This window comes from Dactylosporangium sp. NPDC005555, assembly GCF_040605635.1.
In the GTDB taxonomy this organism is placed as follows: Bacteria; Actinomycetota; Actinomycetes; order Mycobacteriales; family Micromonosporaceae; genus Dactylosporangium.
Genome location: NZ_JBEXDG010000092.1, coordinates 1 through 15,617, shown reverse-complemented (window position 1 = coordinate 15,617; position 15,617 = coordinate 1). Strand labels below are relative to the sequence as shown.

Sequence of the window (15,617 nt, the reverse complement as noted above, 5' to 3'; positions counted from 1 at the left end):
GGTGCCGTCGACGCGTTTCCCGGCGGCACCGGCCCCCAACGCACCGGCCGCGAACACCGTCAGCACACGCCGCACCACGTCATCGACGCCACCCCGTGATGCGGGTGAGCACCAGGCAGGAGAAGAGGCGCGCGACGTGGCCGCGCCAGCCGGCCGACCCCGGCACCGGATCCCGTTCGGTGCACACGGTGTGGGCCGACAGTTCGAGGACCTCGCGCGGCACCCAGTCGAGCTCGTCCGGCAGCCGCCGCGCGACGAGCAGCTCCTCGATGGCCCGGCGGTGCTCGTCGACCTTCATGCCGTGGTCGAGGGTGGCGAGCTCCCGCACGATCGAGGTGTTGAGCCGCGTCCGGACCCAGTCCCGCAGCGCGAGTTCCGAGGGTGCCGTCACGGGAGGGCCGCGATCAGCTCGTCGAGGACGTCGCGCATGTACCGCAGCGCCGCCCGGTCGTCGATGCGGGGTCCATCGTGGACGGTCAGCCGGGCGGCCTGCGGGATCAGGGTGCGGGCGGCCATCGCGCCGAAGTCGTTCGCGGCCGAAAGGTAACCGAACATGTGCGACGCTTCGGCGGGCCGGTCGAGGGCGGCGGTCATGTTGACGAACTCGATGCAGACCACGCTGGCGGCGACGACGTTGCCCGTGTCGAGGAGTTCGCCGACGTACGCGCGCAGCAGCCGCAGCGCCCGTGGCCGCTCGCCGCGCCGGAAGGCGGAGCGGGCCTCGGCGGTCGTGTTCGCCGACAGCGTGCCGGGCGGGACGTCGACGCCCGCGGCCTCGTCGAAGTAGCGTTCGGCGTCGGTGGAGCGGCCCTGGAACGCGGCCGAGTACGCAAGGGTCTGCAACGCCCAGTGCAGCAGGGTCGGCGGCCCGCCGGCGCGGTGCCGGTCCGCGAGCGCGCCGACGGCGGCGTCGACGTGCGCGAAGCCCCCGATGCCCAGCAGCGTCCCCGCCGACGCCAGCTCCAGGAACGCCGCCAGGTCAGGCTCGCCCTGCCGGTGCAGGTCGGCGACCGCGTCGGGCAGGCATCGCCGCAGCGTTTCGCCGTCGCCGCTCGTGTACGCGTCCGCCCAGCGGCGCAACGGCCCCTCGGACGCGCCGTAGCGGTCGGCGGCCTCGCGGTAGCCGTCGGGGTTCGCGTTCTGCGTGTGCCGCTCCGCGACCCACAGCAGCCAGAACGCGCGCAGGTCCGGGTCGCCGGCGGTCGTCATCGCCAGGATCAGCTCGGCCCAGTCGCCGAGCTCCTGGCGGCCCCGCAGCGGCAGCTCGGTGACGAGCGGCCGGACCAGCGCGTCGGCGAGGCCGGCGTCGCCGGTCGTCCGTGCCCACGTGACCGCGGCGCGGAGGTTCGGCCACAGCTCGGCGAGGCGCTCGACGCCGCTCGCCTCGCCGGGGCCGGCAAGCATGCCGTGGATGCCGGCGACCTCGCCGGCGCACCACCGGGCGTGCCGGCCGGCGACGACGTCGGCGGCGCCCCGCTCGCGCAGGTGCCCCGCGGCGAACTGGCGCACGGTCTCCAGCAGGCGGAACCGCCGCCCGGCCGGCCCGAACGCGACGGTGACCATCGACCGGCCGACGAGGTCACCGAGCACGCCGTCGGCATCGGGCACCTCGGTGACGGCCTCGGCGGCACGGAGGTCGAAGGGGGCGGCGAAGACCGACAGCTCCCGCAGGAGCGTCTGCTCGTCCTGGGTGATCAGGTCGTACGACCACTGGATCGCCGCCCGCAGCGTGCGGTGCCGCGCCGCGCCGACCCGCCGGCCGCCGACCCCCAGGAGGTGGTCGTCGAGGCGGGCGACGAGGTCCTCCGGGCGGTGGCTGACGGTGCGGGCCGCGGCCAGCTCGATGGCGAGGGGGATGCCGTCGAGCCGGCGGCAGAGCTCGTCGACGGCCGCCCGATGGGCGAGGGCGTCGTAGGTGCGGTCGGCGGCGACGGCCCGGGCGTGGAAGAGCTCCGCGCCGGCGGCCGCGTCGAGGGGCCCGACGACGAGGACCTGCTCACCGGCGACGGCGAGCCGCTCCCGCGACGTGGCCAGGACCCTGACCTGCGGGCAGCCGTCGACGACGGCCTGCGCGAGGGTGGCCGCGCCGTCGAGGACGTGCTCGCAGTTGTCGAGGACCAGCAGCGCACGCCTGGCCCGCAGGGCGGTGACGATCGACTGGGTAACGCTCTGCCCCGGCCGGTTGGCGGCGCCGATCGTGTCGGCGACCGCGAGGGGTACATCCGCCGGCGCCGCGATCCCGGCGAGCTCGACGAACCACGCTTCGCGCTCCTGCCCGCGGGCGGCGGCGAGGGCCAGCTGGGTCTTGCCGATCCCGCCCGGCCCGACCAGGGTCACGACCGGCGCCCCCGCCTCGGCGACCGCGCGCAGGTCCGCGTCGCGGCCGATGAGCCTGCCGACGGCCAGCGGCAGCGTCGAGCCCCGCGCCTCCGGACTGTGGACCGCCGTGTCGAGGAGGGTGGCGTCGTGGCCGAGGATGCGGGCCTCGAGGTCACGCAGGGCCGGCCCCGGCTCGACACCTGCCTGGTCGACGAGGTGGTGGCGGGCGCGCCGGTACGCCGCGAGGGCGTCCGCCTGACGGCCCAGCCGGTACAGCGTCGTCATCAGCAGACCCCACGCGCTCTCCCGCAGCGGGTGCTGCTCGGCGAACTCGGCGAGCGCCCCGGCGGTCCCGCGAGGGTCGGCCCCGGCGCGGCGCTCGAGGTCGGTCTCGACCGTCGCCAGCCACTGCTCGGTGAGCCCCGCGACCGCGGCGGCCAGCCCCGGCGCGTCCAGCCCCGCCAGGGGCGCCCCGCCCCAGTGGGTGAGCGCGGTGCCCGGGTCGCCGTCGCGGGCGTGCCGCTGGAACCGGGCCACGTCGACCGCGTCGGGTGCCACGTCGAGCCGGTACGCGTCGCCGACCCGGGCGATCGCGTCGGCGCCGAGACCCTTGCGCAGCTGGGCGATGTGCCACTGGAGGGTCTTGTGCGCGGTGCGGGGCGGCTCGTCACCCCAGACGAGGTCGATCAGGCGGGCCTCCGGCAGCGGCGTGCCCGGGGACAGCGCCAGGGCGGCCAGGAGCGTCTGCGTCTTCGCCGAGCCGACGTCGACCGGCGCGCCGTCGCCGGTGGTGACGCGGACACCACCGAGCAGACCGATCCGCACCACAGCGCGAGCTTGGCACGCCCCGCTCCCCGCGGGCAAGCCCGTTCCCAACCAGCCGCACACCGGCGGCGGCTCTACTCGGCTCCTGCATCGGATCGAGGGAGCGAACATGTATCGAACGACCGCCCGGGTGACCGGCGGGCTCTTCATCACGGCGACGGCGGCCGGCGTGCTCAGCGCCGCGCTGCTGGACCGGTCCGCCGGCGGCAGCGCCCTGATGGTGCTGGTGATGGGCGCCGCGATCGTGATGATCCCGCCCGTGCTCTTCCCGGTGCTCAAGGTCCACGGCGAGGCCCTGGCGGTGGCCTACGTCGCGGCGCGGACCGTCGAGGTGGTCCTGCTGGTGCCCGCGACACAGCCGGATTTCGACTACGCGCCGCACGCGCTCTTCTTCTGCCTGAGCGCGCTGCTGCTCAATGTCCTGCTGTACCGCTCGCGCCTGGTCCCGCGGTGGATCTCGGGCTGGGCGCTGGTCGCGGTCGTCCCGTACCTGGTGGACGCGGTCCTGGTCCTGCTCGGCGTGCTCACCCCGACCTCGACCGTCCACGGCCTGCTGGTCGCCCCGCTCGGCCTGAACGAGATGGTCCTCGCGGTATGGCTGCTGACGAAGGGCTTCCGCGCGCAGCCGGCCGGGGAACCGCTCCGTGAGCACGCCTCCGCCGGCCGGTAGCCGCCGCTCAGCGTTCCGTCTCCACGAAGCGGATGCGGCTGTCGATCAACCATGCGGTCCACGCGTGGGACTTGTCGAGCCAGGTCGGGTTCGCGCGCTCGGCGGCGGCCAGCCACGCGCAGGCCCGGTCCACGACACCCTCGTCGAGGAGCGCGACCCGGGCACCGGGGCGCAGTGCGCTCGGCACCGTGTAGAGGGACAGGCAGGCGCGTGAGCGGTCGGGGGTTCCGCGCCGCAGGCCGGGGTTGGTGCCGATGTCCGAGTAGCGGTCGGCCGACAGCAGCAGCACGTCCGGGCCGTCGCCGCCGGTGGCACGGAAATCGAGCGAGAGCAGGTGGACGCCCGCGGCCCGCAACGAGGACTCCACGATCGACCGGCCGACCGGATACGACCAGCCAGACCGCGGCACGCCGCGATTGTAGGTGTCCCACGGCTCGTCCGGCACGCACCCACTGTGCGGCCGGGCGGGTCGCGGGTCAACGCAGTTCCTTGCGGAACACCACCTCCCGGGGGGAGTAGCCCATGCGCTGCTCGTAGAAGGGCATGGACGTCGGGTTGCTGAGGTGCGTCTCCAGGGTGACCACCGTGGCGCCCTGCTCGACGGCCCAGCGCTCGACCTCGGACATCAGCGCCGCCCCGACCCCGTTGCGGCGGGCGGCGCCGATCACGGCGAGGGCGTCGACGTGGACCCTGCGGTGCGCGAGGTCCCGCTGCAGCTGCCAGCGCGCGGACGGCAGCGGCTCGTGGACCCGGGCCACCGCCGTCCCGACGATCTCCCCGGCGGTCTCGGCGACCAGCATCAGCGTCGCCGGGTCCGCCGAGGTGCGCTCGTAGAGGTCCTCGTGCCACTCCACGAGCCCGTCCGGCTGCGGCTCCTGCAAGACGCCGGGCTCCAGGGCGGCGAAGAACGTGCCGGCTTCCTGCCACACCCTGGCCCGTCCCGGCCCGTCTCCCGCCCGCACGGGGCGTATCACTGTCGACATCGTCCCATCCTGCACCGGGGATCAGCTGAACGAGTGGCGATAGGTCTGCGAACTGTTCGCCCACGAACGACGCGGCACCCATGCCGCGGTCGCCGCCGGCACATGGTCGTCTGGCCGCGCACCCCGGACACTCCCGGCACCGGGTCCTTGCCGTCGCCGTCCGCGCGTGACCCGCGCATCTTACCGACAGTTGCCCCGGATGTGCAGGTGGTGATTCCGGAGCCGGGTCGGCGGTACGATCCGTCGGTATGAGGACCGCACCGCACCCGATCGATGCGGATGCCGGGATCCGGCAGATCGAAGACGCGGAGGGCTACATCGCGTCGATCTGCTTCAAGACCGGCCCACCCGCGCCCGTCGGCGTCGAAGTCGAGCACATCGCCCACACCCCCGAGCATCCGGCCGCGCCGCTGGACACCGCGGCGCTCGCCACCACCCTCGCCGGGCACGCCCCGCCCACCATCGCCCCCGACGGCCCGCACCTGCCCCTGCGGCACGGCGGCCGCCTCGACATCGCCCCCGGCGGCCAGATCCGCCTCGTGGCCAGGCCGCAGGCCACCCTCGCGCGGCTGCACACCACGGTCAACACCGAGCTCGGCCAGCTCACCGAGATGGTCACCCGCGGCGGGCTCCGGCTCTCCGGCGCCGGGATCGACCCGCACCGCAGCGCGCGGCGGGTCCTGTCCTCCCGGCGGTATCAGGCGATGGCCGCCTCCTTCGCACGACGCAGCAGCGACGGCCGCACCATGATGTGCGCCACCGCCGGGCTGCGGCCGGAGATCGCCGCGGGACCCGCAGACGGCCTCGCCGACCGGTGGGCCGCCGTGCACGAGCTCGGCCCGACGCTGCTCGCCGTGTTCGCCAACTCGCCGGTGCACGCCGGCCGCGACACCGGCTGGGCGTCCACCCGCATGCGCACCTGGTATGGGATCGACCCCGGCCGGGCCGGCACGGTCGCCGACGGCGCCGACCCCGCGCGGGCCTGGGCCCGCTACGCGCTGCGGGCGCCGCTGCTCTGCGTCCGCCGCCCCACCGGCAGCTGGGCGGTCCGGCCCGGCGTCACGTTCGCCGACTGGATCACCGGTGCGCTGCCCGGCCGTCCCACGTATGACGACCTCGACTATCACCTCGGCACGCTGTTCCCGCTCGTGCGCCCCCGCGGTCACCTCCAGATCCGGTATCTGGACACCCAGCCGGGCGGTGACTGGTTCGCGCCGGTCGCGGTGCTCGCCGCGCTGCTCGCCGACCGGTCCACGATCGACACGGCCCGCGACCTGTGCGCGCCGGCCGCCGGTCGCTGGCTCGAGGCGGCCCGCTACGGGCTCACCGACGCGGTCGTCGCCCGGACCGCACCGGCGGTGCTCGACCTGGCGCTGCGGGTGCTGGAGCGCGACGGACTGCCCGGCGGACTCCACGACGAGGTGGCGTCCACCGTCGACCACCGGTTCCGTCAGGCCTGGCCCCATCTCCACCCGTGACGGCATCCGCCAGGTCCACAGTGGACGTGTTCATCCACTGTGGACCTGACGGGTCAGAGTGCGGCGGGCGGCGGCTCGGGAAGCGGGTGGGCGCCCTGCGGGCGGAGCCCGTCGAAAAGGATGCCGAGATAGCGCCGCCACAGGTCGGGTGACGCGCCCGGCGCGTAGCTCGCCACGTAGTTCGGCGCGCACATCAGCAGGACGACGTCGGTGCCGGTGACGTCGTCGCGCAGCGCGCCGTGCTCGCGCGCCCGGGCGACCAGGTCGTCGACGGTGCGGTACATCCGGTCGCGCGCCTCGGTCACCGCCGGGTCGACGTCGCCGGCGCCGTGCAGGAAGGACAGGTCGCGCTGCTGCCGCTGATGCGCGGCGACGGTCAGGAACTCCAGGAGCGCGGCGCCCGGATCCGCCGCGCCGCGGAGCCGCTCACCGGCGGTCGTGAGCTCGTCGACCCGGTCGAGCACGATCGCCGCGATCAGGTCGTCCTTCGTCGCGAAGTGCCGGAACACCGTGCCCTTGCCGACGCCGGCCCGGCGGGCGATGTCGGCGACCGACGCGTCCAGGCCCCGCTCCGCGAACTCGTCGGCGGCGGCCGCCAGCAGCGACGCCCGGTTGCGCGCGGCGTCGGCGCGCAGGGGGCGGCCGGTCGTCATGACGCCCATCGTACAAGTTGACCGCGCGGTCCGTTTATGGCAGCCTCAGCGCGGAACATGACCGAGCGGTCCGTTTAGGGGGACGCAATGCGCGCAGTCGTCGTCAGTGACTACGGCCCACCGGAGCAGTACACGGTGGGCGAACTCCCGGTGCCCGAGCCCGGGCCGGGGCAGCTCCAGGTGCGCGTCGCCGCCGCCTCGGTCAACCCCGGCGACATCGTCATCCCCGGCGGGCGGTTCCGGGACCTCGCCGCGCTGTCGTTTCCGCATGTACCGGGCAACGACTTCGCCGGCACCGTCACGGCGATCGGACCGGGCGTGACCGGCTACGCCGAGGGCGACGAGATCTTCGGCTACGCCGCGCCGCGGGCGATCCGCCCCATGCTCGGCCCGCGGCCGTCGATGAGCACCGGCACCCTCGCCGAATACACGGTCGTCGAGGCCGGCACGCCGTTCGTCGCGCACCGGCCCGCCGGCCTGACGGTCGAGCAGGCCGCGGCGCTGCCCACCGTCGGGCTGGCCGCTCGGGCGCTGATGGCCACCGCCGGCGTGCGGCCCGGCGAGCGGGTCCTGGTCGTCGGGGCGACCGGCGGCGTCGGCACGACCCTCGTGCCGCTGCTCGCCGCCGCGGGGGTGACGGTCGTCGCGACCGCCACCGCCGAGGACGCCGACCTCGTCCGCGGGCTCGGTGCCACGGAGGTCATCGGGTACACCGGCTACCCGGAGGAGGTCGACGCCGCCTTCAACCTCACCCTGCCCAGCGACCGGCTCACCGGCGTCGCCGCCGCGGTCCGGTCCGGCGGGCGGCTGCTCACCATCACGTTCCCGGTGCCGGAGCAGGACTGGATCGGTCGCGACGACGTCGAGCTCAGGTTCGTCCTCGACATGGAGGGTGTCCATGGCGGCATGCGCGAGATCGCCGAGGACGGGCTCCGTGCGACGATCGGCCGCCGGTACACCCTGGACGAGGGCGCGCGGGCGTGCGTCGACTTCGAGCGCCGGCACACCACCGGCAAGCTCGTCGTCGTCATGTGACCGTCAGGTCTTGGGTGCCGCGGCGACCCACTCCAGGCCCCAGTTGTAGGCGAGGTCGACGGCCTGGTTCCGGAACTGGCCGGGCGCCGGGATGATGTACCGCGACTCGCGCCGCACCACGAGCTCGCCGTTGATGTTCTCGATGAGGAACAGGACGCCGGCCCGCGACATCACCGTGCACTCGTCGAGCCGCATCTCGATCGGGGCGCCGTGCTGCGGATACAGGGTCGCGACCGCGTCGAGCCCGGCGAACGAGTCGGCGCCGTCGTAGATGTTCGCGTAGATGAGGATCCGGCGGAACTTCGCCGTGTGGTCGAGGTTGATCGTCAGGTTCTCGCCGGCCTCGTTCGCGCCGGTACGGTCGTCGCCGTCCAGCATGATGTACGGTGCGTCGTTGAGCTGCCCGAACATGTTGTCGAGCGGGTGGACGATGCCCTTGCGGCCGTCGACGAGCTCCCACAGGCAGCACAGGTCGAGATCCAGGTCCGGCAGATGGGCGGTCTTCTGCTTGCCGAACAGGCCGCGCTTGCCGAGTGGCCGCATGCTCCAGTTGAGGTTGACCCGCATCGCCCCCGACGCGCCGCCCTGCTTGGCGAGGGACACCGTCGGCGCCTGCTTGGTGAGCGTCACCTTGGACAGCCGCACCGGCCCGGCCGGCGGCGCCATCGGCGCGGCATGAGGCGCGGCATGAGATGCGGCTGGAGAGGTCATGGGCGGTGCCACCGGCGGCGCGACTGGCGGGGCGGGATACGTGACCGGCGGGGTGGGATACGTGACCGGCGGCGGGACCGCGGCGGTCGGCGGGTCGACGCGCGCGGGCGGCATCGGCGGGGCCATTGGTGGTGGGGCGGTCGGTGGGTGGACGGTGGCGGGCAGCCCGATCTGCTGCGGCTGCCCGTCCGGCCCGGTCACGGTCACCGACGGCCACCCCTGCGTGGCCGGAGCGGGTGCGGGTGCGGGCCCGTCGTCCACGGAGATGCCGAAGTCGCGGGCCAGTCCCGCCAGGCCCGAGTCGTAGCCCTGGCCGACCGCACGGAACTTCCACTGGCCGGCCCGCCGGTACAACTCGCCGAAAATGAACGCCGTCTCGGTCGTGGCACCGGGGCTGTCGAAGCGCGCGACCTCGGCGCCCGTCGCCCCGTCCAGGAGCCGGATGTGCAGGCCGGGGACCTTGCCGAACGTCCCGCCGTCGGCGGACGCGGCCAGGACGATGCGCTCCACCGCCGGCTCGACCCTGGTCAGGTCGACGAACACCGTGTCCGTGACCAGGCTGCCGCTGGTGGTCTTGCCCTCGTGCCGGACCGCGCCGGCCGGATGCGCGGGCTGGTTGTAGAAGACGAAGTCGTCGTCGTTGCGGACCTTGTTGCTGACCAGCAGCAACGCGGACCCGTCGGCGTCGGGCACCCCGGGCCCGGTCTGCCATCCCAGCACGGCCCGGACCGCAGGCACCCGCACCGGCAGGTTCGCACCCTTGAGCATCGACATACGACCATCCTCCCCGTCAACGCACCACGATACGGCGCGCGCCCGGGTCGTGCGGGGACGGTAGATGTGCCCCGGAATGGGCAGTGAGCGGCCATGGTGGACCTGAAGATTGAGCTCGTCGTGCTGCCGGTCGCCGACGTCGACCGGGCGAAGGCTTTCTACCGCGGGATCGGCTTCCGGGAGGACGCCGACTTCTCCGGCGAGGGTGGGTTCCGGGTCGTGCAGGTCACCCCGCCGGGGTCGACCACGTCGATCATCTTCGGCGACCGGGTCACCGACGCCGCGCCCGGCTCCGCGCGGGGCGTGCACATGGTCGTCGACGACGTGATCGCCGCGCAGAAGGAGCTGGCGACCCGCGGGGTGGAGGTCAGCGAGGTGTTCCACGACGCGGGCGGCGTGTTCCACCACGCGGGCACCGAGGCGCGGGTGCCTGGCCCGGATCCGCAGCGGCGGTCCTACGCGTCGTTCGCCTCGTTCACCGACCCGGACGGCAACCTGTTCGTGCTGCAGGAGATCACCCGCCGGCTGCCGGGCCGGGTCGACCACGCCATCTACGGCTCCGTGGGCGAGCTGGAGCAGGCGCTGCGCGACGCGGCGGCGGCGCACGGCCGCCACGAGCAGGAGCTGGGCCGCGCCGACGAGAACTGGCCGGCGTGGTACGCCCGGCACATGGCCGAAGCGGCCGGCCTCAAGAGCTGAGCACGGCCGCCGCGCCGTCGCCGGACAGCTGCGGCAGCGCGGTCAGTCGCCCGCACGCGAGCAGGAGCAGTGCAGCCATCGGGGCGCGGACTTCGGGCCCGTCCCCGGCGGTCCACGACGTGTCGGTGGCGACGAGCCGGAACCCGGCGACCTTCCTCGCCGACGGCAGCGGCGGTGGAAATTTCATCGTCAGCACCCGCGTGGCCGCGACCGCCGCCGCGTCGACCGGCATGTCCAACTGCCTGCCGAGCGGCACCGCGATGTCCTGGCCGTGCACGAGGATGTCGGCGAGCGTCTCCAGGTGAGTGACGCCGACGTTGTGTCTGCGGGATCCGATGGTACGGCGGATCCCGGCGACGATCTGACCGGTGGTGAACGCGGTGGCGCGGCGCACGGCCGCGTGCTGGATGGTCCGGTCCATGCTGCCACGCCAGTGCCGCAGCATCCCGAGCGCGGCGGACGGCCCCATCTCCTGCAGCGTCAGGTGCGCGGCGACGTCACGGACCGTCCATCCGTCGCACAGTGACGGCCGCCGCCACTCCTCGTCGGTCAGGGTCTCCAGCAGGTCGGCGACGGCGGTGCGCTGGGCGTCGATGGCCTGCCAGATCTGGTCACGGTTCATGGTGCCGGTACCTCCGCGGCGCGGGGACGGATGACGGTGGTGACGAGCGCGGTGAGCTGTCCGGACGGGTCGAACGCCGGGTCCGGCATCGCGAGCTGGTGCAGGACGACCCCCGTCCAGTGGTTCATGATGATCGGCGCGTCTCGCTCGGGGTCGGTCGAGCCTGCGGTGCGCATCCAGTTGAGGAACCAGGCGTTGACCCTGGCTCCGGTGGTCTCCAGTTGTACGCGCAGCGCCGGCTGGATCCCGGCCTGGACGAGGATCGCGTAGCGGGCCAGGGTCAGCGTGCGCTGCTCGCCCGTCGCCTGGTGCGCGAACTCGGCCAGGGCCGTCGCCAGCTCCCGCGGCGTGGTGGGTGCCAGCCTGGCCGCGAGCTCCTCCCAGTTGGCGCGCTCGCGGGCGGCGAACCGCTCGACGACCGCGTCGAGCAGCGCGTCCCGGGTGCGGAAGTGGTTGGACGTGGAGCCGGCCGGCAGTCCGGCGGCCGTGTCGACGGCGCGGTGGGTGAGCGCATGGATGCCCCGCTCTCCGAGCACGGCGATCGCGGCGTCGAGCAGGTCTTCGCGGCGGCTTCCCATGCTCGAATACTACGTTAGTAGTGCTGGAGACTACAACCGTAGTTTCTCTTGAACTGCCGGGGCTTCTCTGGCACGCTCTGCCGAAAGATGTGAGCGCTAACACTTCCCGCCGTTGATGTGAGCGCTAACACGCCTGAGAGGACCACACCCCATGGCCCAACCCAGCGTCAGCCGCCGCCGGCTGCTGCAGACCACCGGCGCCCTCACCGCCGCGACCGTCGCGGGCACCGCGGCCGCGCCCCTGATCGGCGAGGTCACCGCCGCCGGCGCCGCCCTCGCCCCGGCCCGCGCCGACATCGGCGTCTCCGCCTACGCGTTCGACCTCGGGCAGGTGCGGCTGACCACCGGCCGCTGGCTCGACAACCAGAACCGTACCCTCGCGTATCTGCGGTTCGTCGACGTCAACCGGCTCGTCTACAACTTCCGGGCCAACCACCGGCTGTCCACCGGCGGCGCCGCCGCGACCGGCGGCTGGGACGCGCCGACCTTCCCGTTCCGCACCCACATGCAGGGCCACCTGCTCACCGCGTGGGCTCAGGCCTACGCCGTCCTCGGCGACACCACCTGCCGGGACAAGGCCAACGCCATGGTCGCCGCCCTCGCGGCCTGCCAGGCCAACAACGCCGCCGCCGGCTTCAACACCGGCTACCTGTCGGGCTTTGCGGAGTCCGACTTCACCGCCCTGGAAGCCGGCACCCTGAGCAACGGCAACGTCCCCTGGTACTGCATCCACAAGACCCTCGCCGGGCTCCTCGATGTCTGGCGGCTGATCGGCAGCACCCAGGCCCGCGACGTGCTCCTCGCACTCGCCGGCTGGGTCGACTGGCGCACCGGCCGGCTCAGCGCCTCGCAGCAGCAGACCACGCTCGGCGTCGAGTTCGGCGGCATGAACGCGGTCCTCGCCGACCTGTACCAGCAGACCAATGACAACCGCTGGCTCATCGCGGCCCAACGCTTCGACCACAACGCCGTCTTCAATCCACTCGCCTCGAACTCCGACCAGCTCAACGGGCTGCACGCCAACACCCAGGTGCCGAAGTGGATCGGCGCCGCCCGCGAATACAAGGCGACCGGCACGACCCGCTACCGCGACATCGCCGTCAACGCCTGGAACATCACCGTCAACGCGCACACGTACGTCATCGGCGGCAACAGCCAGGCCGAGCACTTCCGCGGCCCGAACGCGATCGCCGGATTCCTGACCAACGACACGTGCGAGCAGTGCAACTCGTACAACATGCTGAAACTGACGAAAGAGCTCTGGCTGCTGGACCCGGGCAACGCCGGCTACTTCGACTTCTACGAACGCGCCCTGCTCAACCATCTCATCGGCGCGCAGAACCCCGCCGACAGCCACGGCCACGTCACCTACTTCACGCCCCTGCGGCCCGGCGGGCGGCGCGGCGTCGGCCCGGCGTGGGGCGGCGGCACGTGGAGCACCGACTACGACAGCTTCTGGTGCTGCCAGGGCACCGGCGTGGAGACCAACACGAAGCTGATGGAGTCCATCTACTTCTACAACGGCACCACGCTGACCGTGAACCTGTTCACGCCGTCGGTGCTGACCTGGTCGCAGCGCGGGATCACGGTCACGCAGACCACCACGTACCCGGTCAGCGACACCACCACGCTGCAGGTCGCCGGCAGCGTCAGCGGCTCGTGGACCATGCGGATCCGCATCCCGTCGTGGACTTCAGGGGCGACGGTCAGCGTCAACGGCACCGCGCAGAGCATCGCGACCATGCCTGGCACCTACGCGTCGCTGACCCGGTCGTGGACCTCCGGCGACACCGTCACCGTGCGGCTGCCGATGGCCGTGGCGGTCCGCCCCGCCAACGACAACGCCAACGTCGTCGCCGTCACCTACGGCCCGGTCGTCCTCGCTGGCAACTACGGCAACACCACCCTGTCGGCGCCGCCCGCGCTCACCACGTCGTCGGTCACCCGCACCGGCAGCGGGTCGCTCGCCTTCACCGCCACCGCGGGCGGCGCGACCGTTGCGCTCAACCCGTTCCAGGACGCGCACGGCTACAACTACGCCGTCTACTGGAGCGCCGACGGCGCATCGTCGGTGCCGAACTACCGGCTGGTCAACGCCGCCAGCGGGCTGGTCCTCGGCGTGCAGAACATGTCCACCGCCGACGGCGGCCTGGCGCTGCAGTGGACGGACAACGGCACCCCTGACCACAACTGGGAACTCGTCGTCGACGGGGCCGCCGTCCGGCTGCGCAACCTCAACAGCGCTCGTGTGCTGGGCATCCAGAACATGTCGACCGCGGTGAACGCCGTGGCGCTGCAGTGGGCCGACAACGGCACCGCCGACCACCGCTGGACGATCGTCGACAACGGCGACGGCAACCACAAGCTCCGCAACGTCAACAGCGGCCTCGTCCTGGGCATCCTGAACAACTCGACCGCCAACGGCGGCCAGGCCGTGCAGACCGCCGACGACGGCAGCACCGACAACCTGTGGCGCCTGCTGCCGGGCGGGGCCCGCCGCATCCAGAACCTGGGCAGCGGCCTCGTCCTCGGCGTCACCGACATGTCCACCGCGAGCGGCGCCCTGGTCCTGCAGTGGGGCGACACCGGCACCGCCGACCACCTGTGGACCGCCGTCGCCGACTCCGGCGGCTACATCCGGCTCCGCAACGCCAACAGCGGCCTCGTCCTCGGGGTCGAGAACGCGGGCACCGCCAACGGCGCCAGGGCAGTCCAACTCGCGGACACGTCGTCCGCCGATCGTCGCTGGCGGCTGCGGTACGGCAGCAACGGCTACTTCCGGATCCAGGCCGCCAGCGGCGGACGGGTCCTCGGCGTCAGCGGCGCGTCGACCGCGCAGGGCGCGCAGGCGCTCATCTGGGACGACAACGGCACCAACGACCACCTCTGGCGCTTCGTGTAGTCCGTCTCACTTCTGTGTTGTGGACCCGCTCTTCGGCGGCGGGATGGCACATGTCACCCGCCGCCCCGCCTTCCACTGCCTGTTTGTTGTTAGCGTCACGTCATGTCAGGTTGGACGCTTGCCGTGGCCCGTGACGACCTCGCCCGCACGACGCTGTCTTCAGAGCCGGTCCCTTCGGACGCTTCCCTCGCCGACGGCGAGGCGTTGCTCCGGGTGGACCTGGTCGGGATGACCGCCAACAACGTCACCTATGCGGTCCTCGGCGACGCGATGCGCTACTGGCAGTTCTTCCCGCGCTCCGCGGACCTGGGCCTGGTGCCGCTGTGGGGCTTCGCGTCGGTGGTGGCGTCGGCGGTGCCGGGCGTCGAGGCCGGCCAACGTGTCTACGGCTACCTGCCGCCGGCCAGCCATCTCGTCGTGCGGCCCGTCCGCGTCGACGGCACCGGCTTCCGCGACGGCTCCCCGCACCGGGCTTCGCTGCCGTCGCCGTACAACGCGTACCGGCTGACGACCGGCGACCCCGTTTACCGCGCCGACCAGGAAGACCTGCTGGTGCTGTTCCGGCCGCTGTTCTTCACCTCGTTCATGCTGGCCGACCGGTTCCTCGACAACGACTGCTACGGCGCGTCGACGCTGCTGCTGTCCTCCGCGTCGAGCAAGACCGCATACGCCGCCGCCTTCGAGCTGCGCGGCCGTGGCCCACGCCTGATCGGCCTGACGTCGCCGGGGAACGTCGCCTTCACCGAGTCCCTCGGCTGCTACGACCGGGTGGTGCCGTACTCCGGGATCGCCACACTCGACGTGGAGCCCGCCGCCTACCTCGACCTGTCCGGCGCCTCGGCCACCCGGGCCGCGGTCCGGGCGCGGTTCGGCTCGCTGCTGGTCCGGGACGTCGCCGTCGGCCTCACCAGTCAGGTCCCCAACGCTCTCGCCGCCGGCGAGGTGTTCTTCGCCCCGGACCAGATACGCAAGCGCAGCGCCGACTGGGGCCGCGACGGTCTCGACCAGCGCTTCGCCGACGCCTGGCACCGCTTCGCGGGCGTGGTCCGCGACTGGGTCGACGTCGAGACCGGCGAAGGCCCGGAAGCGCTGCGCGCCGCCTGGCTCGACGTCCTCGCCGGCCGCACCCCGCCACGGGTGGGCCGCGTCATCCGCCTCTGATGTGGTCGAGCGCCCACCAATCCGAAGATCACCGTCCGAACCGTGGTACTCCCCGGTCCAACCATCGACACTGACCTCTTTCCCGTGATCCGGAAGACTTTGTGTCGTCATAGAGGGTGGCGCGTAATTCGTGGTGGCGGTTTGTCAAGTCCCGGTTCGGGATGTGCGTGGGTATCGATGCTGAATCGTGGCGTACGGGTGCCGATC

Annotated in this window: 14 protein-coding genes; 6 read left to right on the top strand and 8 right to left on the bottom strand. The window is 73.0% G+C overall.

All coding sequences use genetic code 11. The features are described 5' to 3' along the window. Positions 1–79: 79 nt before the first annotated feature. Both ABZS58_RS47840 and ABZS58_RS47835 read right to left on the bottom strand, forming a co-directional pair. A complete protein-coding gene (locus tag ABZS58_RS47840) occupies positions 80–391 on the bottom strand; it encodes a hypothetical protein (RefSeq protein ID WP_354791157.1) in 312 nt (103 codons plus the stop codon). Continuing rightward, a complete protein-coding gene (locus ABZS58_RS47835; RefSeq protein WP_354791156.1) occupies positions 388–3,147 on the bottom strand; it encodes a BTAD domain-containing putative transcriptional regulator in 2,760 nt (919 codons plus the stop codon). Before ABZS58_RS47835 ends, ABZS58_RS47840 begins: the two co-directional genes overlap by 4 nt. Positions 3,148–3,253: 106 nt before the next feature. On the opposite strand from ABZS58_RS47835, the gene ABZS58_RS47830 reads away from it, so the two are divergent. Further along, positions 3,254–3,814 (top strand): DUF4386 family protein, encoded by a 561-nt coding sequence (locus ABZS58_RS47830; protein WP_354791154.1) that lies wholly within the window; start codon positions 3,254–3,256, stop codon positions 3,812–3,814. A 7-nt stretch (positions 3,815–3,821) separates the two neighbouring features. Here the strand turns inward: ABZS58_RS47830 and ABZS58_RS47825 are convergent, their stop codons facing one another. After that, on the bottom strand, positions 3,822–4,223 hold the full coding sequence (locus ABZS58_RS47825; RefSeq protein ID WP_354791152.1) for a hypothetical protein: 402 nt from the start codon (positions 4,221–4,223) through the stop codon (positions 3,822–3,824). Between the two features lie 67 nt (positions 4,224–4,290). Beyond that, positions 4,291–4,797 (bottom strand): GNAT family N-acetyltransferase, encoded by a 507-nt coding sequence (locus ABZS58_RS47820; RefSeq protein WP_354791150.1) that lies wholly within the window; start codon positions 4,795–4,797, stop codon positions 4,291–4,293. A 248-nt stretch (positions 4,798–5,045) separates the two neighbouring features. Between ABZS58_RS47820 and ABZS58_RS47815 the strand changes: the two genes are divergently transcribed. Further along, complete coding sequence (locus ABZS58_RS47815) at positions 5,046–6,275, top strand: glutamate-cysteine ligase family protein (protein WP_354791149.1); 1,230 nt, start codon at positions 5,046–5,048, stop codon at positions 6,273–6,275. A 53-nt stretch (positions 6,276–6,328) separates the two neighbouring features. Here the strand turns inward: ABZS58_RS47815 and ABZS58_RS47810 are convergent, their stop codons facing one another. After that, a complete protein-coding gene (locus tag ABZS58_RS47810) occupies positions 6,329–6,928 on the bottom strand; it encodes a helix-turn-helix domain-containing protein (RefSeq protein ID WP_354791148.1) in 600 nt (199 codons plus the stop codon). Positions 6,929–7,015: 87 nt separating this feature from the next. Here ABZS58_RS47810 and ABZS58_RS47805 point away from each other — a divergent pair, with 87 nt between their 5' ends. Further along, the gene (locus tag ABZS58_RS47805; protein WP_354791147.1) at positions 7,016–7,963 is read left to right on the top strand and encodes an NADP-dependent oxidoreductase; all 948 of its coding nucleotides are present in this window, start codon (positions 7,016–7,018) and stop codon (positions 7,961–7,963) included. Between the two features lie 3 nt (positions 7,964–7,966). Here the strand turns inward: ABZS58_RS47805 and ABZS58_RS47800 are convergent, their stop codons facing one another. Then, complete coding sequence (locus tag ABZS58_RS47800; RefSeq protein WP_354791146.1) at positions 7,967–9,448, bottom strand: TerD family protein; 1,482 nt, start codon at positions 9,446–9,448, stop codon at positions 7,967–7,969. A 93-nt stretch (positions 9,449–9,541) separates the two neighbouring features. On the opposite strand from ABZS58_RS47800, the gene ABZS58_RS47795 reads away from it, so the two are divergent. Continuing rightward, the gene (locus ABZS58_RS47795) at positions 9,542–10,147 is read left to right on the top strand and encodes a VOC family protein (RefSeq protein WP_354791144.1); all 606 of its coding nucleotides are present in this window, start codon (positions 9,542–9,544) and stop codon (positions 10,145–10,147) included. Here the strand turns inward: ABZS58_RS47795 and ABZS58_RS47790 are convergent. Continuing rightward, positions 10,137–10,769: a maleylpyruvate isomerase family mycothiol-dependent enzyme gene (locus ABZS58_RS47790; RefSeq protein ID WP_354791143.1), complete on the bottom strand. Its 633-nt coding sequence runs from the start codon at positions 10,767–10,769 to the stop codon at positions 10,137–10,139. The two genes, ABZS58_RS47795 and ABZS58_RS47790, sit on opposite strands and share 11 nt — an antisense overlap. Then, entirely contained in the window at positions 10,766–11,347 is a 582-nt protein-coding gene (locus tag ABZS58_RS47785) for a TetR family transcriptional regulator (protein ID WP_354791142.1), read from the bottom strand. The genes ABZS58_RS47790 and ABZS58_RS47785 overlap by 4 nt, the downstream gene beginning before the upstream one ends. 151 nt (positions 11,348–11,498) lie before the next feature. On the opposite strand from ABZS58_RS47785, the gene ABZS58_RS47780 reads away from it, so the two are divergent. Together ABZS58_RS47780 and ABZS58_RS47775 are read left to right on the top strand one after the other, a co-directional pair. Then, positions 11,499–14,249: a beta-L-arabinofuranosidase domain-containing protein gene (locus ABZS58_RS47780; protein WP_354791140.1), complete on the top strand. Its 2,751-nt coding sequence runs from the start codon at positions 11,499–11,501 to the stop codon at positions 14,247–14,249. Between the two features lie 102 nt (positions 14,250–14,351). Beyond that, positions 14,352–15,410 (top strand): DUF2855 family protein, encoded by a 1,059-nt coding sequence (locus tag ABZS58_RS47775; RefSeq protein ID WP_354791138.1) that lies wholly within the window; start codon positions 14,352–14,354, stop codon positions 15,408–15,410. Positions 15,411–15,617: the final 207 nt, after the last annotated feature.

Bases quoted from the DNA above. Each gene is read 5' to 3' on its own strand.
- ABZS58_RS47790 (WP_354791143.1), bottom strand. From the start codon at position 10,769: ATGAACCGTGACCAGATCTGGCAGGCCATCGACGCCCAGCGCACCGCC.
- ABZS58_RS47810 (WP_354791148.1), bottom strand. From the start codon at position 6,928: ATGACGACCGGCCGCCCCCTGCGCGCCGACGCCGCGCGCAACCGGGCG.
- ABZS58_RS47815 (WP_354791149.1), top strand. From the start codon at position 5,046: ATGAGGACCGCACCGCACCCGATCGATGCGGATGCCGGGATCCGGCAG.
- ABZS58_RS47785 (WP_354791142.1), bottom strand. From the start codon at position 11,347: ATGGGAAGCCGCCGCGAAGACCTGCTCGACGCCGCGATCGCCGTGCTC.
- ABZS58_RS47775 (WP_354791138.1), top strand. From the start codon at position 14,352: ATGTCAGGTTGGACGCTTGCCGTGGCCCGTGACGACCTCGCCCGCACG.
- ABZS58_RS47800 (WP_354791146.1), bottom strand. From the start codon at position 9,448: ATGTCGATGCTCAAGGGTGCGAACCTGCCGGTGCGGGTGCCTGCGGTC.
- ABZS58_RS47780 (WP_354791140.1), top strand. From the start codon at position 11,499: ATGGCCCAACCCAGCGTCAGCCGCCGCCGGCTGCTGCAGACCACCGGC.
- ABZS58_RS47795 (WP_354791144.1), top strand. From the start codon at position 9,542: ATGGTGGACCTGAAGATTGAGCTCGTCGTGCTGCCGGTCGCCGACGTC.
- ABZS58_RS47830 (WP_354791154.1), top strand. From the start codon at position 3,254: ATGTATCGAACGACCGCCCGGGTGACCGGCGGGCTCTTCATCACGGCG.
- ABZS58_RS47820 (WP_354791150.1), bottom strand. From the start codon at position 4,797: ATGTCGACAGTGATACGCCCCGTGCGGGCGGGAGACGGGCCGGGACGG.
- ABZS58_RS47805 (WP_354791147.1), top strand. From the start codon at position 7,016: ATGCGCGCAGTCGTCGTCAGTGACTACGGCCCACCGGAGCAGTACACG.